This is a genomic window from Saccharomonospora sp. NPDC046836 (assembly GCF_040645195.1).
Classification (GTDB): Bacteria; Actinomycetota; Actinomycetes; order Mycobacteriales; family Pseudonocardiaceae; genus Prauserella_A.
Genome location: NZ_JBEYXW010000037.1, coordinates 1 through 25963 on the forward strand (window position 1 = coordinate 1; position 25963 = coordinate 25963).

Below are 25963 nucleotides of genomic sequence, written 5' to 3' on the forward strand. Positions count from 1 at the left end.
CAGATTCAACATCCAGCGCGTCATCGGCGAATCCGGTACGCGGGCACTGGATTTCGTCACCCATCAGTCCGAACTGTACTCCGCACTGGCACGGGGGCCGGCCCGGCGTCGCCCTGAGCTACGCGATGCCCAGGACCATCGGCTCCACCGCCCTCATGTCCCGCCTCAGCCGCAAGAACGGCGGCGCGAAGACCCCCGCGCTCTCCCGCTCCCAGCGCCGCGCATGGCGCAAAGCCCAACGACCCTCCACCGCCACACCCCCGGCCAGCACCACGAGCACCCCCTCGTCCACCAGCACCACCTCCACAGCGCCGGCACGCCGGCGAAACCGCCCGCCCCACTCCCGGACCTCGCCCAGCTCCGCCAAGCAGCAGCGCCTGCGCACCCGCCTCCACCGAGCGAAGAACCGCGCGGTGCCGCCCCGGAAGCCGAGCACCCACCCCAAGAACAGGAAGCCCGGCAACAAGACCAGCACGAGCAAGGCCACCAAGCCCCGCAGGTTCGGGCCCTTCCGGAAAAAGAAGAAGAAGCCCTGATGACCAGACACCTCGTCAGGCCCTGGATGCCGGCCCTCGCCGCCCTGCTCCTCCTCGGGACGACGGTCATGGTCGCCGGCGCCATCGCGGGCCACAACGCCAGCGTCGCCCAGGCCGCCGCGTGGGAGCAGCAGCAAAAACGCCGCTGCGTCCCCGCCGGGGGAGACGGTGCGGCCGTCACCGCCGAGCAGGTCCGCGCGCTCCTGGACAACACCGACGCCGACATCGACGTACCCGGGCTGCCCCTGCCCGAGGAGCAGGTGCCCATCGCCCAGGCCGTGATCGCCACCGGCGCCCAGATGGGCATCTCCGCCCACGGACAGGTCGTCGCCCTGGCCACCGCCCTCCAGGAGAGCAACCTGCGCAACCTGCCCTACGGGGACCGCGACAGCCTCGGCGTCTTCCAGCAGCGCCCCTCGATGGGCTGGGGCACCCCCGCGCAGATCCTCGACCCCGTCTACGCCTCCCAGAAGTTCTACGAAGGCCTCCAGAAGATCGACGGCTGGGAGGAGATGCCCGTCACCGAAGCCGCCCAGGCCGTGCAGCGCAGCGCCTACCCCGACGCGTACGCCAAGCACGAACCCCTCGCCACTGCCCTGCAGCAGGCCATCGGCCCCACCCTGGGAACCAGCCCAACCGCAGCCTTCGGCGGCCGCGCCTGCGCCGGCCAGACCGCCGTCGGCCCGGCAGCCGACCCGCAGGGCAAACTGCCCGACGGCTACACGATCCCGCGCGGCACCACCCCCCAGGCCCGGGCGGCCATCGAGTGGGCCCTCCAGCAGCTCGGCGGCGCCTACCAATGGGGCGGCAGCTGCACGAACCCTCGCGGCGCAGAGCCACGCGACCGCTGCGACTGCTCCTCGCTGATGCAGCGCGCCTACGGAGTCGCCGGCATCTCCCTCTCCCGCACCACCTACACCCAGGTCAACGAGGGCAAAGCCGTGCCCACCGGAGCCGTACGAGCGGGGGACCTGGTCTTCAGCGGCGGAGGCAACCCCGCCAGCCCCCAGCACGTCGCCCTCGCCCTCGGCGACGGCATGGTCGTCCACGCGCCCGCCCCCGGAAAGGTCATCGAGGTCACCAGCATCACGTCCAACGGCGACATCCTCGCGGTCAGGCGCATCGCCTGACCGCGAGGATGAGGAAGGCCATCGACCGAGCGGCCGACCAGCCTGCTAGCTGCGGATGGTGACCGTCACGTTGACGCCGCCGGCTGCGATGGCGGCCCCGATGGTCCCGGCCGCGACGGCCGCCTCCGTGCGACCGTTCAGGCCCAGGATCACTACGGCGCCGACAGCTAGCGCTGCGATGGCCGACGCGAGGTAGGGCAGCCAGCGGGCAGGCCCCCTGAGGGGCGTGACCTGCGTTCGGTCCTCGGTGCTTCCCTTGACGGGCGTGACCTGCGTTCGGTCCTCGGTGCTTCCCTTGACGGGCGTGACCTGCGTTCGGTCCTCGGTGCTTCCCTTGACGGGCGTGGCGGGGCGACGGGGGGTACCGTCGCTGGTGTTGGCGGGCATGGATTCTCCTGGTTGCGATTCGATCTTCGAGTGCCGTGCCGCCGCCGACCAGCGAGCCTCCCGCTGCACCTGGGCGTAGGAACCTGTGGGTGCGGCAGGGGGCTTCGCTGCTCGCGGAGGGCGAGGCGGACCTCAGACTTACACATTCCTGAGCGCTCACATGGCCCAACTGCCTTGTAACCACGGCGTATCTGCGCAGGTCATGGTGTGTTTCATTGCTGAGGGTGTTTCCGGAAACAATGGAAACTCGTATCCCTGTGTCCGGGGGAGCGGGCCTGATCTGAAGAAACACGCGTCCCGGGCGTGCAACTTTCGTTTCCCTGGTCGGACAGCGGGAGCAGCTCGCCCTGTGGATCCACACGATGTGTGATCCACGTCTCACTTTCGCATCAGGGGCGGTTGCAACGCCGGGTATCGCTGTTTCAGCTCCGCTTCTCGGCGGTGAAACTGCTGAGGCTCGGCGGAGGTGTGAGGCGCCGAAGGGTGATCGGCCCGCAGGGGCTTCGGCGCGGGTCGCAGACAAGGCGCCCGGCGGGCAGCGCCTGGCCCTCCGGGTGGTTCGCCCGGCCGCCGTCAGTCAACGGGGAGCCGCTCCGGAGACCCACGCGTCATGCAGGGTCATCGGCGGCACTCGAATGTCACGAACGCATAACGGTGCGGGTATGGGTGTCTGATCGACGGTTCTGCCCGTACTTGGAGCGAGCGAGAAGAAGGAACATCACCCCGGAGGCGGCACCGGCATGTTCGATGTAATCCACCTCCTGCTCGGCGACCCTGGACCCGAGCTGGTCACGGTAATCCCCTACGCGGCCGGAGCCTCACCCGTGGTCCTGGCTGGCTGGGTGGGGTGGACAGTGCACTGCGCCCGCCGTGCCCGCGCCGCCCTCGCCGACCGCGTCACGGTGGAGCTCGTTCCTACCAGCACCTTCGACCCGAGCGAAGCTGAAGTCGCCCGCTGGGCCCGCCAGCTGGGCCGAGTCCACCACGCCGCCGGCGGCGTTCCGGCCCGCGGCTCGGCAGTCCGCCTGCGGTACACCGCCGAGACCGGCAAGATGCGCTGCTACCTGGAGGGGCCCCGCACCGCGCAGGCCGTGCTGACCATGCCCGGGTTCGCCGAAGTCGAGGTCCGCGCACAGGAGGACCGGACCAGCATCCGGCCAGTCCGCTTCCCCGCCCCGGAGGGACCCGCATGACGCTCACCGTCCCTCTGGACAAGCAGACCCCCGCCCCCAGCCGGGCCCGGTACGTGGAACGCGCCGAGCTCACGCTCGGCCTGCCGGACCGCAAGCCCCTCGCGGCCCTGGGTCTGGCACCCGACCCGCTCCAGCAGCTCGCCGCGGCGTTCGCGACCGTACGCACCGAGTCCGGGGAGCGCGCCGACGTCGTCCTGGACCTGGTCCCCGTCCGTGAGCGCCACCTCGCCCGGCGCCGCCGCCGGCTCCTCGCCCGGTCCCGGCGCCGCGGCCCCTCCGCCTACGGCGAGCGGCTCACCGGCGGCCTCGGCACCGGCGGTGTCTGGGGGACGGTCGCCGCCGCCTGGAACGGTGGCACTTCGCACCGCGGCGGCGAGCGCCTTCCCCGTATGACAGATCTCCGCGACGGCCTGGGAAAGCTCGCCCCGGCCGCCGGCGCGGTCTTCGCCGTCCAGATCCTCCTGCGCGCCGAAGCCGCGCACCCTCAGGCCGCCCTCGCGCGGATGCATCAGCTCCTGGCCGTCTTCGCCACCACCAGCGGAGAGAACTACCTCAAACCACGGCGCCCCCGTACGACGTGGAGCATCGCGCGCTTCGACCGGCGTTTCGAGAGCGGCGAGTTCGCTCCCCGGCGCCGCCAGTGGCTGACCGTCCCGGAGCTGGCCGGCTTCCTCAAGCCGCCCACCGCGAAGTGCCACGCCTCCGGCGTGGTGCGCTCCGGTGGCCTGGTCCCGCCCGCACCGGCGGACCTGCCCATCTACACCGGGCAGCCCGACCTCGTCCCGCTCGGCGCTGTCACCTACGCGGACGGCCGCGAACGCATCGGTGCCGCCCGCGTCCAAGACCTGCTGTTCGGCCTCCAGCTCGGCAAGTCCGGCCACGGCAAGACCGAGGCCGCCCTCGTCCAGTGCATCGCCATGGCCCACTCCGGCGCTGGCACGTGGTTCCTCGACCCGCACGGCGAGGCATGGGCCCGTGCCAAGCCGTACCTGGCCCACCCCCACATCGCCCCCCGTCTGTGGGAGATCGACCTGGGGAAGTCCGCCCCCGACCAGTTCGTGGCCTCATGGAACCCGCTCTCGATGGAGCGCCCCACCAGCGCCGTCAAGGACATCGTCCGCTCCGTCACCGAGGGCATCGCGGCCGCCCAGGACTGGGGCGACCACGCGCCGCGCGCACGCACCATCTTGGCCCGCACCACCCAGGCCCTCGCCCTCCTCAACCAGCAGGCGGTGCAGGGTGGGGCTCCGGACGCCCAGGCGACGCTCTTCCAGATCCGCAGCTGGCTCACCGACGAGAACTGGCGCGAGCAGCTGCTGCCCCGGCTGCCGGGGCGCGTTCGCGCCTACTGGACGAACACCTTCCCCCGGCTCGCCTCCGACGCCGTGCCGACCGTCACCTACGCCATCGACCGCCTCGACACCTCGCCCGCACTCCAGGCGTTCTTCGGCAGCCCCCGCTCCGCCTACGACGTCCGCACCGCCATGGACAGCGGCCACGTGGTGTTCGTCTGTCCCTCGGGCTCCGAAGCCGACGCGCTGGTCTCCTGCCTCCTCATCCACGATCTGCACCGCGCCGGCCTCTCCCGCCAGGACACCCCCCGCCCAGGCCGCCGGACTTTCTGGGCCTGGGGCGACGAGCTGACCGCGCTCGACTCCTCCTCCAAGGGCTTCCTCGCCGCCATCGCCGAGCAGCTACGTAAGTACGAGGTGCGGTTCATCGGCATGACGCAGATGGCGCTGCGCCTGTCCGCCATCACCCGACAGGCCCTCCTGCAGAACCAGAGCCTGCTGTCGACCTGCGCGGCCGACTACGACGAGGCGGCCTTCGTCGCCCGCCGCTGGAACGGCCATGTCACCCCCGAGACCGTCACCGAGCTGCCCAAGTACCACTACGTCATGTCGATCAACCTCAACGGACGCCCCACCAAGCCGTTCCGCGTCCGGGGCCTGCCCGTCGAGGACCTCTTCGCCCACTACGACAACCCCGACGGCATCGCCGACCTCGACCGGGCCATCGACACCAACCTCCTGCGCCGCCCCGTCGCCGACATCCTCACCAGCCTCGAGGATCTCGACGCCACCCTCCTCGCCCATCACGCCCAGCGCACCCCTGGCTCGGGCACCGACGGCGACCCCACCACCTTCGTCGACTGAGGAGCAGCCCGATGCCCTACCCGCACTCCGGCCCCACCGGTCTCGGCCAGGTCGCCCAGCAGGCCGCGCAGGTCCTCTACCAGCACCGCCTGGTCTCCACCCGCCAGCTCCACCGGCTGATCACCCCGCACCACACCCGCAGCGAGTACCTCCGCCGCCAGCTCCACACGTTGCGCGAGGCCGGGCTCGCCGAGACCGTCGGCCGACGCCGCTCCGGCCAGACCGATCTGCTGTGGTGGCTCACCGAAAAGGGGGCCACCGCGGTCGAGTCAGCCGGTCTCCTTCCGCAGCGCCCCTACCGGATGAGCCCCGAAGCAGCCCTCGGCCCCCTCCAGGACCACACCCTCGCGACGGTCGAAACCGGCCTCGCGATGGTCGAGTGGGCCCGGCACCTGGGCCACGAATGCGGGCCCCTCGACTGGTCCCCGGAAACCGCCCACCACTACCGCGACGAAGCCCGCCCCGGCGAGGACCTCGCCCTCATCCCCGACGCCGTCCTCAACTACGTCCACACCGACGCCGAACAGCGCACCCGCACCCTGCTGACCTACTTCGTCGAGGTAGACCGGACCCAGATGACCATCGCCCGCCTCGCCCAGAAGCTTCACGCCTACGCCGCCTACCGCACCTACACCCCCACCCAGCCCGGCCCGCGCGGCGCCCGCACCCCACGCCGTCCGCACACGGAGGCGTGGCGCTCCCGGTACCCGGCGTTCCCCCGGCTCCTGATCGTCCTCACCGGCGCCGCCGAATCCCGCCTCGACCGCCGGGCGGCGGACCTGCGCAGCCTCGCCGCGAGCGACCCCGCCCTCCAGCACACCGACCTGCGGGCCGGCATCACCACCCTCAGCAAACTCCAGGATCTCGGCCCGGCGGCGCCGATCTTCCTCCCCGCCCTGGGACCGGCAGAGCGGTGCGACGCCTGGCTCCGGCCTCCCGCCGCCGTAGCGGCCTGAGGGAGCCGCCCATTCCGTCTTCGGTGGTGTCCGAGAGGGGAGAGCGGGCGTTGTACCGGCGGGATACGCAGACCGCCTCGGCATCAGCATCGGTTGACGCTCGGTCAGCCTGGAGCCGCCATAATGTTCCCATACGTTCCAATTTGCCGTAGACCCCTGTCAGTTCATGTTCGGTACGGACTGGGATCATGGCGAAACTTTGCGTAATGTGTGGGCGTCGATACGCCCGCCTTGCCGCAGGGAGGCCGGTATCCCTTCCTTGCTCAGCAAGAAGCGAGACGCGAATCACAACAGGGGAGAACTGCGAAATGACAAAGCCTCGTCGTCTGGCCGTAGGTGCCTTCCTCATCCCAGCTCTGCTGGTTTCCGCCGCTGCCTGCGGGGGCGATGAGACCGACGCCAGCCCTGGCGCCACAACGCCCTCCGCGTCAAAGGATCCGGCGTCGAGCGCCCCTTCCCTCGCCGAGCCGGAAAAGGGCGGAGAAGCCGACGCCATGGCCGCGTACCGCGCGCACTGGCAGGAGGTCGAGAAGGCCTACGCCAAGAACTCTATCGAGGGCACAGACATTAAGAAGACCTCGGTCGGTCCAGCCCGTCTGGCAATCGAGAAGTCGGTAAAGAGCGCTCGCGAGAATGGCCAAGCCGTGAAGGGAAGCCCAGGGCTGTCGAATCTGACCGTCACAAAGGCAGACCTAAATCGCGACGTACCGAAAGTGCACCTCTCCAGCTGCCTGGACGTGTCCGAGTGGGTCATCTACAACAAATCCACCGGCGAGCCCGTCCCTCAGCCCAGTGACCGGCTGACCAAGTACACGGTCACCTCCCTCCTGGAGAAGTGGCCGGACGGATGGGTCGTCACCAAGGATGAGCCGCACCAGGACACTCAGTGCTGAGGCGCGGACTCACGATCGCTGCAACCACCCTCGCCCTGTCCACGGCCATGACCCACACCGCCGCGGCAGACGGCGGGAAGGGCAACGCCGAATCGTGCGAGACGGTCTTCATCTGCGTGGACGTGGGCATCCCGGGAAGGCCGGGCAGCGGGGGAGGCGGCTCAGGTCCGGCCCCGGACAAGGGCAGCGGTACCGGCGAGAAGGCTGCCGACAAGGAGCCGCCCGGCTGCGTGTACCAGCGCATGGAGCCTCAGCCCCCGGCAGACAGCTGGATGTGGGCCGGCCACAAGCCCGGTGACGGCGCGATATACGAGGCGGTCTGCCAAGGGGAGCGTGACGAGGAGGAGTTCGCCATGACCATCTGGTCGGCCGACCCTCCGGAAGCCACCGTGAACCCGGCCGTTCTCGCCCGGGAGGCGGTCGACAAAATGCTGCTGCGCGGCCCCGAGATCGGGATCACGCCCAAGCCCGGCGGCAAGGGAGTCGTGGGCATGCCCGTCTACCTATGGACCGCCCGCGGAGCCGAGACCTACGGGCCGAACACCGCCAGCGCTTCCGCCGGCGGCATCACCGTCACGGCCACGGCGAAGGTGGCGAAGATCGAGTGGCAGATGGGCGACGGGACCACCGTCACCTGCACCACGCCCGGCACCCCCTACAAGGCGGAGTACGGGAAGAAGCCGTCGCCGGACTGCGGCCACCGCTACACCAAGCCGTCCTCCACCACCGCCTCGGGCGACTACCACGTCACCGCCACCTCCACCTGGGACATCGACTGGCAGGTCAACGGGGGCGGCGCGTCCGGCGAAATGACCGAGATCCGCGACAGCGCCGTCGACATCACCGTCGCCGAGGTCCAGGTCCTCAACTAGCACCCTGGAAGGCCCGCACCATGGATTCCCCCGCCGCGCCGCCGGCCCCGCGTCAGGCAGCCCCGGCCCGCCCCGACCTGCCCATCACCGCCAGCGCGCCCGTCAAGCGGGAACGCCGCTGGTCGATGGTGGCGCTGTGCGTGGTCCTTGCCGTACTCGCCGGGCTCGGCGCGGCCGCTGCCGTCACCTCCGCCAGCGACCGCACCAAGGTCATCGCGGTCGCTCAGGACGTGCCCGCCGGCCAGGCCCTCACCGACGCGGACCTGACCATCGCCGAGGTCTCCGCCGACGCCGCCCTCGCCCCCGTACCAGCTGCCGAGAAGGGGTCCGTGGTTGGCAAGCGGCCTGCCGTCGACCTGCGCAAGGGCAGCCTCCTCATCTCCTCGCAGCTCGCCTCCGGCACCGGCCTGGGCGACGACAAGCAGCAGGTGGGCGTGCAGGTGAAAAAGGGCCAGGCCCCGTCCGGGACCCTCGCTCCGGGCGACAAGGTCCTCGCCGTCACCACGCCCGCCCAGGGCGAGCAGACCTCGAGCAAGGAGGCGGAGGCGCCGCCGTCGACCATCGACGCCGTCGTCGTCACCGTCTCGCGCCCCGACGCCTCCGGCACTGTCGTCGTCAATCTCGCCGTCGACTCCGGCGACGGGCCGCTGCTCGCCACCCGTGCCGCGCAGGGCCGGATCGCCGTCGTCCGCGAACCGCGGAGCTGACCCATGCCCGTCACCGCTCTCGTCTCCGCGAAGTCCGCCGGGACCACCACCTCCGCCCTTGCCTTGACCCTGGCCTCCCGGCGCCCCAGCCTCCTCGCGGAGGCCGACCCGGCCGGCGGCACGGTCCGCGCAGGACTCCTCCAGGGCGCGGCGGCCGCCGACGCCGGCCTCTACCACCTGGCCGCCGCCGAACGCACCGGGCCCGACCACCTCGCGCAGGTCTTCGCGCGTCACCTGTGGCCCCTGGACCGGGAGGGCAACCGCCGGCTCCTGCCCGGGCTGACCGACCCTGCCCAGGCCGGTGCGCTCGCCCGTACCTGGCCCGCGCTCTCCGACGTCCTGCACGTCCTGGCCGAGGACGCCGGCTACAACGTCTTCATCGACGCCGGACGCCTGGCCATCGAGGCCGGCCACCTGCACCCGACCCTGACCCCCGCGCCCCTCATCCACCAGGCCGACCTGGTCTTGCTCGTCGTCCGCGGCACCGAACAGTCCCTCGCCCTGGCCCGCCACGTCATCGACCCTCTGCGCGCCGAGCTCACCGAGCGCGGCAGCGGCGCCGACGCACTCGGCCTCCTCCTGATCGAGGAGGGTCCTTACCGTGCCCATCAGGTCGCCGAAGTCCTCGGCGTGCCACTGCTGGCCGCCCTGCCCTTCGACGCCGACACCGCCGCCTACCTCACCCACGGCGGCCGTCCGCCGCGCGGCTTCGAGCGCAGGCCGCTGCCGCGCGGTGCCCGAACTGCCACCGAGCACCTCGACGCGGTCGCTTCCCGGCGCCACATCCAGCAGCAGTACCCCGCGCATCGTCAGATCGCGGGCGTCCTGCAGCGCCTGACGAAGGGAGGAGCCCGTGGCTGACACCCAGCACCGGCCGCCCGCCGACACCCCGCCGGCCGGGCCCGCCGACATCACCGGGATCCTCGCCAGCCGACTCGGCCAGCGCCGCACCGCTCCGGCGGCACCCGCCGCTCCCGCAGCGGCCCCGGCCCCCGACAAGGTGCCCGCGAGCGCGGCCGCGGACCCCGGCGCCGTGCCGCGCCTGGCCGGTCTGCCCGGGCAGATCCCGGTCGGCTGGGAGGTCATCGAGGACCTCCAGGCCGTGGTCTCCAAGACCTTGAGCGCCGAGGACCCCGACAAGCTCCTCGCGGAGGAGGACCGCCGCGCCCTCGCCCGGCGCCTGGTGCGCAACGCGGTCGCCGAATGGTCCGCCAAGTACGCCCAGGGCAATGCGGGCCTGACCCAGGAGCAGGAAGCCGCCATCGGTACCGCGGTCTTCGACTCCATGTACCGGGGAGGGCGCCTGCAGTCGCTCCTGGACCGGGACGGCGTCGAGGACATCATGGTCGACGGCCTGCGCGCGCACATCGAGTTCCACGACCGGCCCCGCGAGACCATCGAGCGCGTCGCCGACAGCCACGAGGAGCTCATCACCTGGGTCAACCGCATGGCGCGTTTGTCCGGCCACGGTGAACGCGCGCTGACGCAGGCCACCCCGATGGTCGGCTTCCGCATGCCCGACGGCTCCCGGGTGACCGCGTCCCTGCTGACCACGCGGCCCTCCGTCGTCATCCGGCGCCACCGCATCCGCCAGCACGGCATCGCCGAACTCGTCCGCTGGGGCTCGATCAACCCGGTGCTGGAGCGGTTCCTGACGGCCTGTGTCCACGCCAAGATGAACGTCCTGGTCGTCGGCGACATGGGCGCCGGCAAGACGTCCCTGCTCCGCGCCCTGGGCCGCGAGATCCCGCCCGCCGAGCGGCTGGTCACCCTCGAATCCGACCGCGAGCTCTACCTCGACGAACCCGGGCCCAAGCCCGGCCCCGTCACCTATGCCTTCGAGGCCCGGCAGTCCAACGGCGAAGTCCGCGCCGGACACGGCGCCGGCGAGGTCACCATCACCGACATGTTCGCCACCGCGCTGCGCTACAACGCCACCCGCGTCATCGTCGGCGAGGTCCGCTCCACCGAAGTCCTGCCCATGCTGCAGGCGATGTCGGCCGGCGGCTCCGGCTCCATGTGCACCCTCCACGTCCGTCGGCCCCACGCCATCATCAGCCGCCTGGTCCAGCTGTGCACCGAGGCCGGGATGCAGACCGAGGCGGCCCACCACCTCATCGCCTCCTCCATCGACGTCGTCGTCTACCTCACCTACCTCGACGAGACCGGCATCGGCGGCCGCAAGCACCGCTTCGTCTCCCACATCTACGAGGTCCACGACGTCGTCGGCGAAGGCGGCCGCCCCGTCACCACCGACCTCTTCGCCCCCGCCCTCCACGCCGGTGAGCCGCGCGCCGTCTACACGAACATGCCGACGTTCATCGACGACCTGGAGCGCACCGGCCTGTTCCACCGAGCCTGGCTCACCGACAAGCCCCTCGGCGCCTGGCACACCCCCCTGGAAACCGTGGGACGCCGATGAACACCTCCCAGCTCGCCCTCGTCGCCGCCTGCTCCGCCGTCCTCGCCGTCCTGGCCATCGCCGCCGCGGTCCGCGAAGCCCGGGGCCGCACCGTGGACCCCACCAAGCCCGCCTCCCCCCTGGTCCGGCGCATCCGGCGTGCCCGCGGTGAACTGCCCGAGGCCTGGCAGCGCCGCTGGCGGCCCCTGGTCATCACCGCCGCCGTCACCACCCTGCTGGTGTGGGCCTGGACCGGCTGGCCCGTCCACGGCATCCTCGCCGGCGCGGCCGTCCTCGGCCTGCCCTTCGTCCTCAACCCCGGCACCGCCGCCAGCCAGCGCATCGAGCGCCTCGAAGCGCTCGGGCAGTGGCTCAACCACCTCGCCGGGGTCCACCAGGCCGGCATCTCCCTGCCCCAGACCATCCGCGCATCGGCCAAGGCCGCACCCGGCCCCATCGCCCCCAACGTCCGCGCCCTCGCCGACCGGCTCCGCTCCGGCATGGAGGCCGAGGACGCCTTCGCCCACTTCGCCGACGAACTCGCCGACGGCGTCGCCGACCACGTCGTGCTGCTCTTCCAGTCCCACGCCGTCTACAAGGGCCCGGGCCTGTCGGACGCCCTCGAAGCCCTCGCGGTGACCATCCACCAGCAGGCCGCCGACGCCCGCGACATCGAGGCCGACCGCGCCAAGGTCCGCAAGAGCTCCCGCATGGTCAGCATGGTCATCTGCCTCGTCGTCGTCGGCTGCATGCTCAACGACGCCTGGTCCGGCTGGTACAAGACGCCGCTCGGCCAGCTCGTCCTCGCCCTCTTGGGCGGCGCCTTCGCCTGGACGCTCACCTGGCTGCGCCGGATCGCCCGCACCAAGCCCGACCCGCGCCTCATCGACCCGCTGCCCGCCCACCTCACCGCGACGGGAGCCGCCCGATGATCCCGATGGAAGCCGTGCTCCCGGCAGCGGCCGCCGGCGCCCTGATCGGGCTGGCCATCCGCGCCGCCATGCCCGTACGCCGCGACCTCGCTGCCGCTCTCGACCGCCTCGACGTCAGCAAGGCGGGCGCCGGCACTCCGCTGCTGCCCTCCGCCGCCCCCGGCAGCACCGGGTCGCTGGCCGAGCGCGTCGGGGAGCGGATCCTGGGCGAGGCCGGCAGCCGGATCACCATCCCGGCCAAGGACCTGAACCTGCTGCGGATCAGCGCGGCCGAACACCTCGGCAAGCGCTTCCTGTTCGCGCTCTACGGCCTGCTGCTGCCGCAGCTGCTCCAAGCCCTCCTCGCGCTCGCAGGAAGCCCCCTGCCCTTCGCCCTGCCCGCCCTCGTCTCCCTGGGCCTGGCGGTGCTGTTTTGGTTCTGGCCCGTCAAGGAAGTGGCGCGCGACGCCGCCGGGGTCCGGCTGATCGTGCGGCACGCCGCCGCCTCCTACCTGGACCGCGTCGCCCTGGCGCGCATCGCGAACTCCGGGGCCGCGCAGGCCCTCACCCAGACCGCCGAGGTCGGCGACGGCTTCATCTTCGTGCGGATGCGGCAGATCTTCCATGAGGCCGACCTCGCCGGCGTCACCGTCTGGGACGCCCTCAAGCAGCTCGGCGACGAACTCGACATCCCCGAGCTCACCCGGCCCGCCGACACCCTCGCCCTGGCCGGAGACGGCGCCGCCGTCTACACCACCCTCCAGGCCCAGGCCCGGCAGCTGCGCATCGCCCTGCTCTCCGACGCCAAGGCCGAGGCCAACGCCGCCTCGGCCGCGATGATCCTGCCCGTCACCGCGGGCGTCATCCTCATGCTCGTCTTCGTGATGATCCCCATCACGATCACCATCCTCGGAAGCTGAAGGAACACGACCACCATGGACATCCAGCTCCTCACCACCTGGATCCGCACCCGCTACGCCGAGCTCAAGACCGCCAAGGACGCCGGTCAGACCTCCACCGAGCTCGCCCTGATCGCCGGCGCCCTGCTGGTCGGCGCCGGACTCCTCGTCCTCGCCATCCGCACCAAGCTCCTGGAGAAGATCGGCATCATCGACGGTGCCTGACACACCCGCACCAGAACCGACCGGCACGACAGAGGAGGGAGGAGCGTGGCCAGACCGCTCCGTCACCGAGACCAGCGACGGCACCGCACACTGCGCGGCGACCGCGGCTTCGGCAGCGTCGAATTCGCCGTCCTCGCGGTCGTCGTCCTCGGCCTGATCTTCACCTCCATCCAGGTCGGCCTCTACTACCACGCCCGCAAAGTCGCCCAGTCCGCCGCCCGCCAGGGCGTCGAGACCGGACGCCAGCTCGGCTCCACCCCCGGCGACGGCGTCGCCCAGGCGCAGACCTTCCTCGCCCGCTTCGGCGGCAGCGTCCAGGGCCCCAGCGTCTCCTCGGCCGGCAGCACCACCGAGGAGATCCGGATCACCGTCCGCGGCCGCGTCGCCACCCTCGTGCCGGGGCTGACCCTGGACGTGGTCCAGCACGCCGACGCCCCCACCGAACGCTGGACCACCCCATGACCGCACGCGGCCGCCGCACGGCGGCACTCTGCGGCGACCGCGGCTCCTACTCCCTGGAGACCGCCGTCCTGGCCCCCGCCGTCATCGCCCTGCTGCTCCTCATGATCGCCTTCGGCCGGGTCACCGACGCCGACGGCGCCGTGGACGCCGCAGCCCGCGCCGCCGCACGCGCAGCGTCCCTCGAACGCGACGCGGCCGGCGCGCAGAGCGCGGCCCAGGGCGCCGCCGAGCGCAGCCTCCAGGGTGACGGCGTCACCTGCCGCACCTCCAGCGTCGCCGTCGACACCTCCGGCTACGCCCTCGACCTCGGCACCGACGCACACATCACCGCCACCATCGCCTGCACCGCGAACCTCTCCGACATCGGCCTGCCGGGCCTGCCCGGAGCCAAGACGCTCACCGCCTCCTGGACCAGCGCCATCGACACCTACCGGGGCCGCGAGTGAACCGCCTCAGCACTCTCCGGGCCCGCGCCCGCACCGTTCAGCGCGACCGGGGTTCGATGTCCTTGTTCTTCGCCGTGACCACCGTCGCCATCCTCATGGTCATGGGGCTGCTCGTCGACGGCGGCGGCGCCCTGAACGCCGCCAACCGGGCCACCTCCATCGCCCAGGAAGCCGCCCGCACCGCCGGCCAGCAACTCGACCCGGCACAGGCCATCGAGGGCACCGCCATCACCATCGACCCCGACGCCGCCACCGGCGCCGCCCAGGACTACCTCGCCACCGCCGACGTCACCGGCAACGTCGAGATCACCGACGGCGGCCAGAGCATCACCGTCACCGTCCACGACACCTACAACACGCTCTTCGCCCAGTTCGTCGGCAAGGGCACCATCCACGTGACCGGCACCGCCACCGCACAACTGCACACCCAAGCAGGAGGCTGAGCACCTTGGCTCACCGCACCCCCGCGCCCGTCCGTGCCCTCGGAGCCATCCTGCGGGCCCTGCTGGGCGCATGCACCCTCCTCGCGCTCCTCGCCGGCGTCCCCTACCTCCTGCTCGCCGTCGGCCACCAGCCGACCGAACTCGCCGACGGCACCCTCAACCTCCTCCAGCAGGACGACGGCACCCTCTTCTTCGTCGTCCTCACCTGCATCGGCTGGGCCGGCTGGGCCGCCTTCACGCTCTCCGCCGCCCTGGAGATCATCGCCCTGCTGCGCCGCCGCACGGCACCCGCCATCTCAGGCCTGCGCAGCCTGCAGTCCCTGGCCTCGTTCCTGATCGGCGGGATCGTACTGCTCGCCCCGACCGCTGCCGCCGCAGCGACCGGCGGCCCCGCCGTCGCCGCGACCGTCTCCCACGCCGCGGGCGACAGCGCTGCAGCCCCGTCGCCCGCCAGCACCGCCAGCCCTCAGGCGTCCGAAGCCGACCAGGACAGGTGGCCCGAGCACACCGTCACCTCCGCCACCGAACTGCCCTGGGACCTGGCCGAGCAGTACCTCGGCGACGGCAAGCGGTGGAAGGACATCGCCGCCCTCAACCCCGGCCTTCCGCAACTGGCCGCAGGCGATCAGTACCTGCCCGTCGGCGCCACCATCAAGCTTCCCGCCGACGCGGCGGGCACCGGCGACCGGGGCCAGCAGCACACCTCCCAGACCGGCACGCCGCCCACGTCCGCCGAGCTCCACACCAGCACCCCCGCCAGCAAGGGGAGGGCCGAAGAGCCGGTCAGTGTCACCGTCCAGGAGGGCGACAGCCTCTGGACCATCGCCGACGACCACGGCGACCCCAAGGACTGGCCCGCCCTCTACGAAGAGAACCGCGGCGCGCCCCTCCCCGGCGGCGGGAAGTTCACCGATCCCGACCTCATCCACCCCGGGCAGAAGCTCGCTCTCCCCCCGCAGCTCACCTCCGAGCCCCCCGCCTCCTCCCAGGAGAAGGAGGAGGAGAAGGGGCAGCCACCGGCACCGGACGACAAGGACACCACCAAGGCCCCGGAAGCCGACCCCGGCACGGCCGACGAAGCACCCGAAACGGCCCCGGATGCCTCTGCGCCCGGCACTCCCGCCCCCGTCCCCTCCGGGGCCAACGCACCGACGCAGACCGCCCCGGCTGGCAGCAGCGCTCTTGCGCCGGCAGCTGTTTGGACAGGAGCCGGTGCCCTCGCGGCCGCCCTCGTCGGAACTCTCGCGACCCGCCGCGTGCTGCAGCAGCGCCGACGACGCCCCGGCCGGCGCATCCCCATGCCCACCGGCCGCCCGGCCGCCACCGAGCAGGGCCTGCGCGCCGCCCAGCACCCCAGCGGTTTCAGCCTCCTCAACGCCACGCTCCGTACCCTCGCACTCAACGCGGCCGCAGCGGGCCGCCCCCTGCCGGCCCTGGACGCCGTCGTCCTCCACGAGACCAAAGTCGATCTGCACCTGGCCGAGCCACAGGCGCCGGTGGCGCCGGTGAAGCCCTTCACCGCCACCTCCGCCGATCAATCCGTGTGGACCTGCTCGGCCTCCAGCGCCGACATCGCCGAGCCCGAGCAGCTCTCCGAGACCGAGATGCCCTACCCCGCGCTCGTCTCCCTCGGCTGGACCGAGACCGGCGGCCACCTGGTCCTCATCGACCTCGAGCACATCGGCATCCTCAACCTGGACGGCAACCGCGACACCGCACGCCAGGTCCTGCAGGCCATCGCCGTCGAACTCGCCAGCACCCCCCTTGCCGGCCACCTCGAACTCACCGCCCTCGCCGACACCGCCCCCGGCCTGGACACCGCCGCGCCCGAACGCGTCGCCCGCATCGCCGACCCGTCTGCCGCGCTCACCGAGGTGGCCGCCCACACCGCAGACCAGCGCAACGCCCTCACCGCCATCGGTGCCGAAACCCTGCGCGCCGCCCGCCTCCTGGACGACGCCGCCGGCGCCTGGACCCCCCACATCCTCCTGGCCCAGGACCTCCCCGGCGACGCCACCAACTCACTCCTCGACGCCCTCACGGCAGAACCCCGTACGGCCGGCGCCGTCATCACCACCCACGCGGCCGCGGCCCTGCCCGACCTCACCTGGACCCTGGACTGCCCCGACGCCGAGCAGCCCATCGTCCTGCCCGGCTCCCACCTCCCCGTCCGGCTCCAGGGCCTCGCCGACGAGCACTTCGCCGACGCCATCGACCTGCTCACCCTCGCCGCCAGCGACAGCGACGTCCCCGCGCCCACCTGGCCGACCGACGAGGACGACGCCGAGACCTCCGCCAGTTCCCCGGTGCCGGCCCCCAGCCCGCCGCCCGCCGACGAACGCGAAGACGACCTCCCTGACGAATACGCCGAGCTCGAAGAAGCCGACGAGCCCGGCACCCCAGACAGCGAAAGGGCCAAGGCCCCGGCCAAGGAGCAGCCGCAGCCGGCCCCCGGCGAACCGGACAGCCCGACAGGCCTCACGCTCGCGGATGTCCTCGCCGAACCCAGCGAACCCTCCGTAACCGCTCCTCTCCCCGCACCGCCCACCCTCCCAGGCCCCCCGGCAAACGCCCCCGCTCCGCAGCCCCAGAAGAGCCTCGGCACCGCGCCCACCGGGCCGACGGTCCTTCTCCTGGGGCCGGTCAGCGTCGACGGCGCCGCCGGCCGGATCGACTCCAGCCGCCGCAACGCCGGAACCGAGCTCGTCGCCTTCCTCGCCCTCAACCCAGGTGTCGACCACCACGCCATCGACGACGCCCTCTGGCCCGGCCGCCTCGTCGGCAAGGAGATGCGCAACGCCGTCGTCTCCCGCACCCGCTCCTGGCTCGGCAAGGACACGGACGGCCACCTCCACTTCCCCCGCGTCCAGGACGCCGGAGACAGCCGGTACCGCCTCGGCCCCCAGGTCAGCTGCGACTGGACCCGCTTCCAGCACCTCGCACGCACCGGCCTGGCCCACCACGACGAGGACAGCACCCTCGCCCTGCGCCACGCCCTGTCCCTGGTCCGCGGCCGGCCCTTCAGCGGCATCGACCCCACCCGCTACGCATGGGCCGAACCGGCCATCCAGGAGATGGTCTCCGCGATCGTCGACGTCGCCTACGAACTCTCCACCCGCTGCCGCGAAGCATCCGACATCCCCGGCGCCCTCTGGGCCGCCCGCCGCGGACTCCTCGCAGCAGAGGAAAGCGAACTCCTCCACCGCCAGCTCTTCCTCGCCCACCACGCAGCCGATGACCTTGAAGGACTCCGCGAGGCGGCAACACGGCTCGCCCGTATCAACGAACAGCTCCTCGACGGCGCCGACATGGAGGCCGAGACCGCGGAACTACTCCGCAATCTGCTGCCACGCCCCACCGCCCGGACCCGCTGACCCGCAGGAGGTCCGGCGTGACCACGCCATTCCACGACGGAACCGGCCACCTTGAGGTCGGCGACGTCACCGTCCCGCTGCAGATCGCCGCGTCCCTCCGTGCACGTACGCGTGGACTCCTCGGACGTAGTTCCTTCACGGGGGCTCTACTGCTCACCCCGGCGAAGAGCGTGCACACCCTCGGCATGCGCATCCCCATCGACATCGCTTACCTCGACCGGCACCTCCGGGTGATCGACCTCCACACGATGAAACCCCACCGCATCGGACGCCCTCGCGTCCACGCTCACCACGTGCTGGAAGCCGAGGCCGGATCCTTCGCCCGATGGGGCGTAGCCGTGGGCCTGCAACTGGGCGTGAGCTCAGCAGTCTCTGGCGGATAGTCCGGAAACGCCTCGCTCGCGACAAGCTTCCGCAATGATCGTTACGTACGTAGAAGTAGCTGGAAAGGCCAGACCATGGGGTGGCAGACCGAGCGGTACGGGGACGCGCACGAAGGGTTCGCAGGCGCCGCGCTCCCTGACGGGGCAGAGCCGAGGCCCCAGTACTTCGACATGGGGTCCAGCGGCCATATGCCCTCGTCGCAAGAGTGGTGGGCGTACGACGGGCGAATGTCGCGGCCGCTCGCGGAGGGGATGCGAGCGTACTGCTCGTGCGGCTGGCGCGCGGCGGGAGCACATCCGATCAACTGGGATCAGGCCGCTGTCGACGGCGTCGAGCTGACGGACGAGTCCGGACCGGCGACGGACTGGGAGCAGCACATCGCCTCGGTCGATGCCGCCGCAGCCGCCATCCCCCCGGAGGTGATGGGGATGCTCGACCAGCTCGCTGCCGGGCTGGCGGACCTGGCCGAGCGGGAGCCTCTGACCGCCTTGCGGGTGGTCGCCGAACTGGAGCGCTCCGCCGCACGCACCGGCCTCACGGCGGCGCGCAACATCGAGGCGGATGGCTTGGAGGACGACGTTGTGGCCAGGGGGCTCGGGCTGCCTACGCAGACTGCCCGGTCCCGGTTGCTCCGGTACCGACTCGGACGAGGGTGAGGCTACGCCGGAGAGGGCCGCTCTCTACGGTTAGCTCGCCGCGTGCGAGTGGCGGATGGCTGATCACCTTCTCGCCCGGCGGGGAGACGACCGGCACAGTGACGTCGTGGACGCAGGACTGGCAGTGTCCGGCAGATCATGTGACTTTGTGATTCGGGTTGTCGGAGGTGACGGGAACTGACGGCTTCTGGTTGCGGCGAATACGACGCGCCTGTTCTTGCCGACGATCGCGGCGATGATCAGGCGCTGAAAAGGAGGTCGGCGGATGTCCCAGTGCCGGGACATCCGCCGACCTCCTTTCAGCTAGGTCAGAGGCAAAAACTCTCCTTACTGACCGCCAGGATTTGAGGCGGCGCCGTACACGCCGCCTCCATTCCCTGGCTCGCGATCCCGTGGACATGAACTCGTCGAACTCGGAACGCGAACACCCCAGAAATTGAGTAAGGCAGTTGCTAGGCCTCCCTGCCCAACTGCTGAAATGGAGAGGTTTCTGAGAGCCTATTGTGAGCGATCAGCTTTCCCTTCAGAGCGCAGATGCACAACCACGATGGCCCCGACCAGCACCATTCCTATGGCTACCGCAATCCACGCAGGAATCCCTGAAATAGCCAGCAAAGATCCTGCCGCTACACAGACGATTGCACTGATGAGAATGAACTGCTTAGACATCCTTCGGCATCCTCCTTCTCTTTCACGAAAGTATCCACTTGGTGGTGGCATACCCGATCCCCATCATTCCGCCAAACGCAGCGCCGACAGCTGCGCCTGTTCCAGCCCCGCCAGCGCAGCCCGCTGCGATTGTGGCGATGCATCCGATTGCTGCGCCGACCCCGGTGCCTCCGCCAGCGAATTTGCCAACGTCACCGAACCAATCATCCACGTCATAAAGACCGGTGGGGTCGATGCGGTTGACGGGGTCGCCTTCGGCGTAGAGGTAGGGGTTCTTCTCCAGGCCGGAGGGGTCGGGCTGGGTGAAGCGGCCGATGTGGGGGTCGTAGTACCGGGCGGCGAAGTGGTAAAGGCCGGTGGGGTCCTGGTAGCCGGCGGTGAAGCGGTAGGGCTGGGGGATCTTTTCGGTGGTGTGGGTGGTGCGGGTGACGCCTCGAGGGCTGTAGGCGTAAGCGTTGGTCTTGGCGCCGGTTTCATCGGCGGTGGCGATGACGGAGCCGAGGGCGTCGGTGAGGTAGTAGTACGCCCTGCCGTCAACGGTCATGGAGTTGAGGGTTCCCCCGGGTTCGCGGGTGAACCCGGTATCGGCACCGGCTGTTGAGGTGGCGGCCAGCCCGAGGGGGCCGTTGTGGAAGAAGGTGTCGCCGAGGGCGATGCGTTCCGACTGGTCGGTGGAGGCGTACTGGCCCGGGTAGGTCTTGCCCCCGACGGTGAGGGAGGTGAGCTGGGAGAGGTCGGACCAGGTCTCGCCGGTGCGGGCGGCTGTGTCGGTGGAGGCTGCGGCGAGTTCGTTGCCGGCCTTGTCGTAGGACCAGCCGTTGGTGGTGCCGTTCTTCGAGGTGAGTTGCTGGGCGTCGTTGTAGGTGTAGGTGGTGCCGCGGGGGCAGCCTTCGGTGATGCCCTGGGAGGTGAGGTTGCCGGCGCGGTCGTAGCAGTACTGCCAGGCTTCGGTCTGGGTGGTGCCCTTGGTCTCGGCGGCGTAGGAGAAGCGGCCCGCGGAGTCGTAGGTGTAGGTGGTCTTCAGGCCGGCGGCATTGTCGGTGCGGGTGCGGATCTTGGTGCTGTCCTTGCCGGCGGCGGCGTAGGAGTAGGTGAGGTCGGTCAGGGTGCCCTTGGGGCTGGTGGCCTTGATGGTGGTGGGGCGACCGGAGTTATCGAGGGTGACCTTCTGGACGGTGTCGCCGGGGTAGGTCGTGGTGATGCGGGCGTCGTTGGCGTCGTACCGGTAGGTGGTGGTCCTGCCCTGGGGGTCCTTGAGGGTGGTGAGTTTGTTGACGTCGTTCCAGCTGTAGTGGGTGGTGCCCTGGGGGTCCTGGTAGGTGGCGACGTTTCCGGCGGGGGTGTAGGTCAGGCGGGTCTGGGAGCCGTTCTGCAGGGTGCGGACGGTCTCGCGGGAGAGGGGGTCGAAGGCGTATGTGACGACGCCGGTGGCGTCCGAGCGCTGGGTGAGGTTGCCGTCGCCGTCGTAGGAGTAGGTGACGATGGTGCGAGGAGTGGAGACCTTGGTGACGCGGTCGCGGTGGTCGTAGGCGTAGACGGTTTTGATGCCGCGGCCGTCGGTGACCGTCTCGGGGCGGCCCAGCGCGTCGTAGGTGTAGGTGGTGGTGCCGAGGGGTGCGGGTGGGGTGACCTTGGTCAGGTTGCCCTGGGCGTCGTAGGTGAAGGCGGTGGAGACCGACTTGGTGGTGGTCATCTCCGTGGTGGCCTTGCACCGTTGGCCCTCGAAGCCGCCGCAGGTGACGCTGGCCGGGTTGTGGGTGAAGGTCTGCTTGCCACCACCGGTCCCGGTGACGGCGACGGAGGTGGTGTTGCCAGCGGCGTCGTAGCCGTAGTTCGTCTTCTCGCCGTCGGCGGTGGTCAGGGTGCCGGGGAGGTCGGCGCCGGAGATCGTCTGATAGCCGGTGAGGGATGCGGTGGCGCCGGTCGGCAGGGTGGACGCGGTCGGGTTGTTGCGCGGGTCCCAGCCGTAGGTGGTGACGTTGCCCGGGTTGGAACCGGCGCCCATGGCGTCGGTGGCCGTGTCGACGTTGTGCTGGGCGTCGAAGGTGCGCGAACGGGTGTGCTTGAGCGCGTCCTCGACCTCGGTGACGCCGCCGGAGGCGTTGTGGGTGTACTTCGTGGGGTGCTTCTCGGGGTCGGTGACGGTCGTCGTGCCGGCGGCGGCCGGGTCGGGCTGGGAGTAGGCGTAGGTGTAGGTGGGGCCGGTGTGTTCCGAGCCGTTGAAGTCGGTGGCCCGGAGCATGGAGCGGACGCGGTTGGCGGCGTCGTAGGTGAAGGCCGTGACCCGGCCCTCGGGGGTGGTGATCTTGGTGAGGCGGCGGGAGGAGTCGTAGCCGAAGGTGGTCGTCTTGCCCTCGGTGTCGGTGGTCTTCGTGAGATCGCCGGTGCTGTTGAGGTCGAAGACGGCGGTGCGGCCGGTGTGGTCCTTCGCCTGCCACTGGGAAGCGTCGGTCTTCACGAGGTCGATCCAGCGACCCGAGCGGGCCTCTGTGATCTTGAAGCCCTTGTGCTCGGTGCCCTGGTCGTGCTGGGCGACGGTGACGGCACCCTTGTTGCGGTCGGTGACCTTGGTGAGGGTGCCGTGCTCGTCGTAGGTGTCCTTGGTGCCGGACTTGCGGTCGGTGAGGGTGTACGTGCCGTCGGCGTTGCGCTTCAGGTCCTTGGAGTAGCCCTTCGGCGTGGTGAACGCGCCGCCCGAGCCCTCGGTGAAGCGGGGCGAGTCACCGGTCGCGTCGTGCAGGACGACCTCGCCGTCGAGGATCTGCGCGTAGCGCTCGTACTCCTGCCACCAGCGCTGGGAGACCTTGCCCCAGGGGGCGTCGAAGGAGTTGTAGGTACGTGCCAGCCGCAGCTGCTTGCCGACGCCGGCGATCTCGAAGTCGGTCGCCGCCAGCATGAGGTTGCCGGTGGAGAGGTTGATCCGGGCCACCAGGGAGTCGCTCACGCGGAAGTCGGTGATCTGGTGCCAGGGCACGGCACCCTGGCCCTGCGGGACGAACGCGGAGGCGTCCGCACGAGCCCGCGCGGACTGGGCCGGGCTCTCGCCGGTACGGGCGCGCTCCTTCTGCTCGGCGCGCCAGGCGGCGAGTTCCGCGTCCGGCTCGGCCTCGGGTGTACCGGCCACGGGCTTGGTCGCGCCGACCTCCACCGGCGGCACGGCGAGCGGCTCGGCCTCCTTGCCCCACGCCGAGCCGGGGCCCGGGTCGGCGTGCGCGGCCAGCGCCGGAGCCAGCGGTGCCGCCAGCGACAGGGCCGCGACAGCGGCGACCAGCCCGTAACGGGCGGTACGGCGCGATGAAGTGACGGCTGGGGCTACGGGGCGTATCGATCTGCGGGCACGTCGAAGAGACGTGCCGAGGGCACGCGAGAACACGGGCTTCCCCCCACGAGAAGGCGTCGACACGATGACCACGACGGTCACCGGAGCCACACAAGCTGTCACGTGGCCTTCACAAGAAGCGACCAGCTTCCCCCGAAGTCCTGCGCCATTCCCGCCAGAATCAGCCAGCACGCTCAGCCCCGCTCCCCAACCGGAAACCAAGGTGCATCAAGGGAAAGGCAGGGGATGCCGCCAAACCTCGGCTCAAGAACGTGGCCCAGAAACGCCCCTCGGGGCGGCGCCCAGCACGGTGTCGGTGCCCGAGCCAGCCGACGCCGACCCGGAGCCAGCAGCCTCGCTCGCCGGGCTCCGCGCACCAGGAGGCGGCGTCGTCGCACTGAGCGAACCCTGGCATCGCGGCAGCGGTGGAGCGGAAATCCGCCGCGATGCGGGACATGTCCCGCCGACCGTTTCCCGAGACCAACGTCGTGGTGCCGGACGGTACGCCGCCCCCCTTCGACGTCACCCGGTCCGAGCGGCGCCAGCGGCGCCGTCAGGCTGAGGTGTTTGGCGCGGCCGCGTTGCGCCGGGCCCTTGCCGAGAAGGCCGGCCATCCGGTGGTCGTGGCGCAGCACCTGGAGAACCTGCGGTCTGGTGCGGCACCGCAACGGTTTCCTGGCGGCCCGTTGACAATTCTCCCAGCCCACCATTGGCTGCGCGGGGCGCACGCCCCGGCGCGCCATGGGGGCGCACACCGACGCTCAGACCCCAAGATCGAGGACAGTAGCTCCGGCTTTGCGGCTTTTGGGCGGTCGATTGCGAACAGAATCGATCGAAAGCGGCCGGGCCGGATGCCGACGGAGATTCGTGGGTGTCGGCGCCCGCGATACTACGCAGCGGCGTCGAGCGAGCGCAGTAGGTAGTACTGTCCGATCCCCGGCTTCCCGCCGGGACGGCAAAGACCCCGGCTGCTGGTTTGGCTGCCTCGCTCGCCGGGGTCTCTTGTCGCTCTGCTACGCCAACTCAACCCTGAGGGGGATCCTCATGTCGTGCTGCCGTCGTGCCAGCCTCCCCGTGCCTGCCAAGGCAGTTGCGGGGAAACTCAGCGGCGAACGTATCATCCCTGCTCCGCGCCCCGTTGAAACCTCCGGGTGGCATGCCACGGCTGTCACGCTGCGCGGGAGCATGCATGTAATCGCCGTTTTCGTGCCCACCGTCGCCTTCGCGACCTCTTTCGGCCCCCGAGAGCTGCCCGTGCTCGCGCTGCTCCTGACGGCCGCGCACGGATCGTCCCTGGTCTATCGCAGGGTCCGCAGCCGCTGACCCGCGAACCAGTGTGGCCCGCCCTGCAGGGCGGGCCACACCTCTCCGGAGATGAACTCCCTGCCGCCGCCGATCGGGGCGGGCGTAGATGCCCGCCCCAGGGACCCGAAAGAGGTACCCGTGCCCGCTCACCACTCCGACAAGTCGCCCCGTCCCGGGCCGGCCGTCGACTACGACCGTGCCGCTCGCTGCCTGGACGCCGCCCGAGACATCGCCGAAGACTGCGCCATCGTCGCCGACGAGCTCAGCCACAAGATGTGCATGGTCTCCTCCGTGTCCGTGGCCGATCAGCTCGCGCGTTTCACGGATCTCGCCCGCCTGGCCGAGGAAGGCATCTCCGCGCTCGTCGTCGCCCAACGCTCGGAGGGCAAGCCGCTCGCCGTTCTCGCCCCTGTCCTTGGCCGCACCGAGGACAGGGTGCGCAAGAAGTACCCGCCCGGCAAGGTGGACACCGCCCTGTCGCACCGGCGTCGGCCGGAGCGGGCGCTGATGGCCGCCCAGCCCCCCGAGGAGGCGACCGTCGCGAAGAAGACGCTGAACAGATTGCGCACACCGATCCAGCGCCAGGCATGCGCCCTCAGCCGCATGCAGGCCGAGGCCGGGGTCCAGCAGCGGACCCTGGCCGCGAAGATGCACGTCGACCCCTCGCTCGTCTCGCGGTACCTCTCCGGGGAACGGCAAGCGTCCTGGGGGCAGGCCAAGACGGTCGCCGACATCTGTGGCCGTGACGCGCACCTGATCAAGCCGCTGTGGGACACCGCGACCGGCGTGCTCCCTCCGGCCGAGCACGCCGCGGAGGCCCTACGCGCCTACCTGCGGGCTTTGCGGTACGCGGACGGCGCCCCTTCCCAGGAGTCCATCCTCGCCTCGACCCATCACAGCATCACCTCAGCAGAGCTCGCCCAGGCATTCCACGGTCCTGGCACACCCGCCTGGACCGTGGTCCGCCACGTGACCATGGCGCTCTTCGGCCTGACCGACACCGCCCATCAGCTGTGCCGCCTTACCCGGCACACGGGCCGACCCTCCGGACTCTCCGCCGAGGCATTCGGATGACCCCCGCAGACAGGACCAAGTCCGTGAAAGTGCTCGCCAACGGCTACTACGCCTTCTACGACCTGCACCGCCCCACCTACCACGCCTACGCCACCGCCCACCTCTCGCCCGAGGAGGCACAGATCGCCGTCGCCAACGTCTTCGCACTCGTCGCCGAGAACTGGATCAGCATCGTCACCGAGCAGCACCCCGCCCGCTGGGCCTGGGCTCAGCACACCCGCACCGTCGCCCGCCGCAGCGGACACATCCCAACCCGCGTCCAGGACGCCTGCCTGCTTCACGACTACCTCCACCTGACCGTCAAAAAGATCTCCACCACCACCGGCCAGGACCCGGCGGCCGTCACCACGCTCCTGGCCGCCGGCGACCGAAGCGACCCTGCCCCAGGGCAGCGGCCCCGGGTGCGCTTACGGACCAACCCAGCGCCGACTAGCTCTCCCGAAGCACGCTGGCGCGCAGCACTGCGCCTGCGCACCTCTCAGGCCCTGCCCACGAACTGAAGGGACCGACCTTGCTCAGTCCCCCTCTCTGTTCAGTCCCTTGGTAAAAGTCCAGGTCGGAGTGG

25 protein-coding genes are annotated in these 25963 nt (G+C 70.9%); 21 read left to right on the forward strand and 4 right to left on the reverse strand.

Annotated elements, in window-relative coordinates; all coding sequences use genetic code 11:
• Positions 1 to 118: 118 nt before the first annotated feature.
• Entirely contained in the window at positions 119 to 547 is a 429-nt protein-coding gene (locus tag ABZ863_RS29170) for a hypothetical protein (protein WP_358542109.1), read from the reverse strand.
• Between ABZ863_RS29170 and ABZ863_RS29175 the strand changes: the two genes are divergently transcribed.
• On the forward strand, positions 536 to 1666 hold the full coding sequence (locus ABZ863_RS29175; protein WP_358542111.1) for a C40 family peptidase: 1131 nt from the start codon (positions 536 to 538) through the stop codon (positions 1664 to 1666). The genes ABZ863_RS29170 and ABZ863_RS29175 overlap by 12 nt on opposite strands.
• A 45-nt stretch (positions 1667 to 1711) precedes the next feature.
• Here the strand turns inward: ABZ863_RS29175 and ABZ863_RS29180 are convergent, their stop codons facing one another.
• Positions 1712 to 2053, reverse strand: a complete 342-nt coding sequence (locus ABZ863_RS29180; RefSeq protein WP_358542113.1) for a hypothetical protein — start codon at positions 2051 to 2053, stop codon at positions 1712 to 1714.
• Between the two features lie 740 nt (positions 2054 to 2793).
• On the opposite strand from ABZ863_RS29180, the gene ABZ863_RS29185 reads away from it, so the two are divergent.
• From ABZ863_RS29185 to ABZ863_RS29265, 17 genes are all read left to right on the forward strand, one after another.
• Positions 2794 to 3246: a hypothetical protein gene (locus ABZ863_RS29185; RefSeq protein WP_226965701.1), complete on the forward strand. Its 453-nt coding sequence runs from the start codon at positions 2794 to 2796 to the stop codon at positions 3244 to 3246.
• Positions 3243 to 5402, forward strand: coding sequence for an ATP-binding protein (locus tag ABZ863_RS29190; protein WP_358542115.1), 2160 nt, complete (start codon positions 3243 to 3245; stop codon positions 5400 to 5402). The genes ABZ863_RS29185 and ABZ863_RS29190 overlap by 4 nt, the downstream gene beginning before the upstream one ends.
• Before the next feature lie 11 nt (positions 5403 to 5413).
• Positions 5414 to 6358, forward strand: coding sequence for a replication-relaxation family protein (locus ABZ863_RS29195; protein ID WP_358542118.1), 945 nt, complete (start codon positions 5414 to 5416; stop codon positions 6356 to 6358).
• Between the two features lie 308 nt (positions 6359 to 6666).
• On the forward strand, positions 6667 to 7251 hold the full coding sequence (locus tag ABZ863_RS29200) for a hypothetical protein (RefSeq protein WP_147483960.1): 585 nt from the start codon (positions 6667 to 6669) through the stop codon (positions 7249 to 7251).
• Positions 7245 to 8123 carry a hypothetical protein gene (locus ABZ863_RS29205; protein ID WP_358542120.1) on the forward strand — a complete coding sequence of 293 codons (879 nt, stop codon included), beginning with the start codon at positions 7245 to 7247 and terminating at the stop codon, positions 8121 to 8123. The genes ABZ863_RS29200 and ABZ863_RS29205 overlap by 7 nt, the downstream gene beginning before the upstream one ends.
• A gap of 20 nt (positions 8124 to 8143) precedes the next feature.
• Positions 8144 to 8830 (forward strand): SAF domain-containing protein, encoded by a 687-nt coding sequence (locus tag ABZ863_RS29210; RefSeq protein ID WP_330636783.1) that lies wholly within the window; start codon positions 8144 to 8146, stop codon positions 8828 to 8830.
• Between the two features lie 3 nt (positions 8831 to 8833).
• The gene (locus tag ABZ863_RS29215) at positions 8834 to 9691 is read left to right on the forward strand and encodes a hypothetical protein (protein ID WP_358542123.1); all 858 of its coding nucleotides are present in this window, start codon (positions 8834 to 8836) and stop codon (positions 9689 to 9691) included.
• Positions 9684 to 11252 (forward strand): CpaF/VirB11 family protein, encoded by a 1569-nt coding sequence (locus ABZ863_RS29220; RefSeq protein ID WP_012268448.1) that lies wholly within the window; start codon positions 9684 to 9686, stop codon positions 11250 to 11252. The genes ABZ863_RS29215 and ABZ863_RS29220 overlap by 8 nt, the downstream gene beginning before the upstream one ends.
• On the forward strand, positions 11249 to 12163 hold the full coding sequence (locus tag ABZ863_RS29225; RefSeq protein WP_358542125.1) for a type II secretion system F family protein: 915 nt from the start codon (positions 11249 to 11251) through the stop codon (positions 12161 to 12163). The genes ABZ863_RS29220 and ABZ863_RS29225 overlap by 4 nt, the downstream gene beginning before the upstream one ends.
• Positions 12160 to 13062, forward strand: a complete 903-nt coding sequence (locus ABZ863_RS29230) for a type II secretion system F family protein (RefSeq protein ID WP_358542128.1) — start codon at positions 12160 to 12162, stop codon at positions 13060 to 13062. Before ABZ863_RS29225 ends, ABZ863_RS29230 begins: the two co-directional genes overlap by 4 nt.
• 15 nt (positions 13063 to 13077) lie before the next feature.
• Positions 13078 to 13266, forward strand: coding sequence for a hypothetical protein (locus tag ABZ863_RS29235; protein WP_012268445.1), 189 nt, complete (start codon positions 13078 to 13080; stop codon positions 13264 to 13266).
• A 45-nt stretch (positions 13267 to 13311) separates the two neighbouring features.
• On the forward strand, positions 13312 to 13728 hold the full coding sequence (locus tag ABZ863_RS29240) for a TadE/TadG family type IV pilus assembly protein (RefSeq protein ID WP_358542130.1): 417 nt from the start codon (positions 13312 to 13314) through the stop codon (positions 13726 to 13728).
• Entirely contained in the window at positions 13725 to 14174 is a 450-nt protein-coding gene (locus tag ABZ863_RS29245) for a TadE/TadG family type IV pilus assembly protein (RefSeq protein WP_358542132.1), read from the forward strand. Before ABZ863_RS29240 ends, ABZ863_RS29245 begins: the two co-directional genes overlap by 4 nt.
• 56 nt (positions 14175 to 14230) lie before the next feature.
• A complete protein-coding gene (locus tag ABZ863_RS29250; RefSeq protein WP_044474481.1) occupies positions 14231 to 14617 on the forward strand; it encodes a pilus assembly protein TadG-related protein in 387 nt (128 codons plus the stop codon).
• A 5-nt stretch (positions 14618 to 14622) separates the two neighbouring features.
• Entirely contained in the window at positions 14623 to 17991 is a 3369-nt protein-coding gene (locus ABZ863_RS29255; protein WP_358542135.1) for a LysM peptidoglycan-binding domain-containing protein, read from the forward strand.
• Positions 17992 to 18008: 17 nt separating this feature from the next.
• Positions 18009 to 18374 (forward strand): DUF192 domain-containing protein, encoded by a 366-nt coding sequence (locus ABZ863_RS29260; RefSeq protein ID WP_358542137.1) that lies wholly within the window; start codon positions 18009 to 18011, stop codon positions 18372 to 18374.
• A gap of 75 nt (positions 18375 to 18449) precedes the next feature.
• Positions 18450 to 19031 (forward strand): hypothetical protein, encoded by a 582-nt coding sequence (locus ABZ863_RS29265; protein ID WP_358542139.1) that lies wholly within the window; start codon positions 18450 to 18452, stop codon positions 19029 to 19031.
• Between the two features lie 498 nt (positions 19032 to 19529).
• Here the strand turns inward: ABZ863_RS29265 and ABZ863_RS29270 are convergent, their stop codons facing one another.
• Positions 19530 to 19700, reverse strand: a complete 171-nt coding sequence (locus ABZ863_RS29270; RefSeq protein WP_358542141.1) for a hypothetical protein — start codon at positions 19698 to 19700, stop codon at positions 19530 to 19532.
• Between the two features lie 22 nt (positions 19701 to 19722).
• Positions 19723 to 23073 (reverse strand): RHS repeat-associated core domain-containing protein, encoded by a 3351-nt coding sequence (locus ABZ863_RS29275; RefSeq protein ID WP_358542144.1) that lies wholly within the window; start codon positions 23071 to 23073, stop codon positions 19723 to 19725.
• A gap of 1131 nt (positions 23074 to 24204) precedes the next feature.
• Between ABZ863_RS29275 and ABZ863_RS29280 the strand changes: the two genes are divergently transcribed.
• The 3 genes from ABZ863_RS29280 (at position 24205) to ABZ863_RS29290 (ending at position 25898) form a co-directional block, all read left to right on the forward strand.
• Entirely contained in the window at positions 24205 to 24342 is a 138-nt protein-coding gene (locus tag ABZ863_RS29280) for a hypothetical protein (RefSeq protein WP_189401500.1), read from the forward strand.
• Between the two features lie 120 nt (positions 24343 to 24462).
• A complete protein-coding gene (locus ABZ863_RS29285) occupies positions 24463 to 25398 on the forward strand; it encodes a helix-turn-helix transcriptional regulator (protein WP_358542147.1) in 936 nt (311 codons plus the stop codon).
• On the forward strand, positions 25395 to 25898 hold the full coding sequence (locus tag ABZ863_RS29290) for a hypothetical protein (protein ID WP_239105356.1): 504 nt from the start codon (positions 25395 to 25397) through the stop codon (positions 25896 to 25898). The genes ABZ863_RS29285 and ABZ863_RS29290 overlap by 4 nt, the downstream gene beginning before the upstream one ends.
• The last annotated feature ends 65 nt before the right edge of the window (positions 25899 to 25963 follow it).

Excerpts from the sequence above, each read along its gene's own strand:
- ABZ863_RS29270 (WP_358542141.1), bottom strand. The coding sequence starts at position 19,700 with ATGTCTAAGCAGTTCATTCTCATCAGTGCAATCGTCTGTGTAGCGGCA.
- ABZ863_RS29175 (WP_358542111.1), top strand. The coding sequence starts at position 536 with ATGACCAGACACCTCGTCAGGCCCTGGATGCCGGCCCTCGCCGCCCTG.
- ABZ863_RS29265 (WP_358542139.1), top strand. The coding sequence starts at position 18,450 with ATGGGGTGGCAGACCGAGCGGTACGGGGACGCGCACGAAGGGTTCGCA.
- ABZ863_RS29225 (WP_358542125.1), top strand. The coding sequence starts at position 11,249 with ATGAACACCTCCCAGCTCGCCCTCGTCGCCGCCTGCTCCGCCGTCCTC.
- ABZ863_RS29250 (WP_044474481.1), top strand. The coding sequence starts at position 14,231 with ATGTCCTTGTTCTTCGCCGTGACCACCGTCGCCATCCTCATGGTCATG.
- ABZ863_RS29215 (WP_358542123.1), top strand. The coding sequence starts at position 8,834 with ATGCCCGTCACCGCTCTCGTCTCCGCGAAGTCCGCCGGGACCACCACC.
- ABZ863_RS29190 (WP_358542115.1), top strand. The coding sequence starts at position 3,243 with ATGACGCTCACCGTCCCTCTGGACAAGCAGACCCCCGCCCCCAGCCGG.
- ABZ863_RS29180 (WP_358542113.1), bottom strand. The coding sequence starts at position 2,053 with ATGCCCGCCAACACCAGCGACGGTACCCCCCGTCGCCCCGCCACGCCC.
- ABZ863_RS29280 (WP_189401500.1), top strand. The coding sequence starts at position 24,205 with ATGCATGTAATCGCCGTTTTCGTGCCCACCGTCGCCTTCGCGACCTCT.
- ABZ863_RS29185 (WP_226965701.1), top strand. The coding sequence starts at position 2,794 with ATGTTCGATGTAATCCACCTCCTGCTCGGCGACCCTGGACCCGAGCTG.
- ABZ863_RS29235 (WP_012268445.1), top strand. The coding sequence starts at position 13,078 with ATGGACATCCAGCTCCTCACCACCTGGATCCGCACCCGCTACGCCGAG.
- ABZ863_RS29245 (WP_358542132.1), top strand. The coding sequence starts at position 13,725 with ATGACCGCACGCGGCCGCCGCACGGCGGCACTCTGCGGCGACCGCGGC.
- ABZ863_RS29210 (WP_330636783.1), top strand. The coding sequence starts at position 8,144 with ATGGATTCCCCCGCCGCGCCGCCGGCCCCGCGTCAGGCAGCCCCGGCC.
- ABZ863_RS29230 (WP_358542128.1), top strand. The coding sequence starts at position 12,160 with ATGATCCCGATGGAAGCCGTGCTCCCGGCAGCGGCCGCCGGCGCCCTG.
- ABZ863_RS29290 (WP_239105356.1), top strand. The coding sequence starts at position 25,395 with ATGACCCCCGCAGACAGGACCAAGTCCGTGAAAGTGCTCGCCAACGGC.
- ABZ863_RS29195 (WP_358542118.1), top strand. The coding sequence starts at position 5,414 with ATGCCCTACCCGCACTCCGGCCCCACCGGTCTCGGCCAGGTCGCCCAG.
- ABZ863_RS29200 (WP_147483960.1), top strand. The coding sequence starts at position 6,667 with ATGACAAAGCCTCGTCGTCTGGCCGTAGGTGCCTTCCTCATCCCAGCT.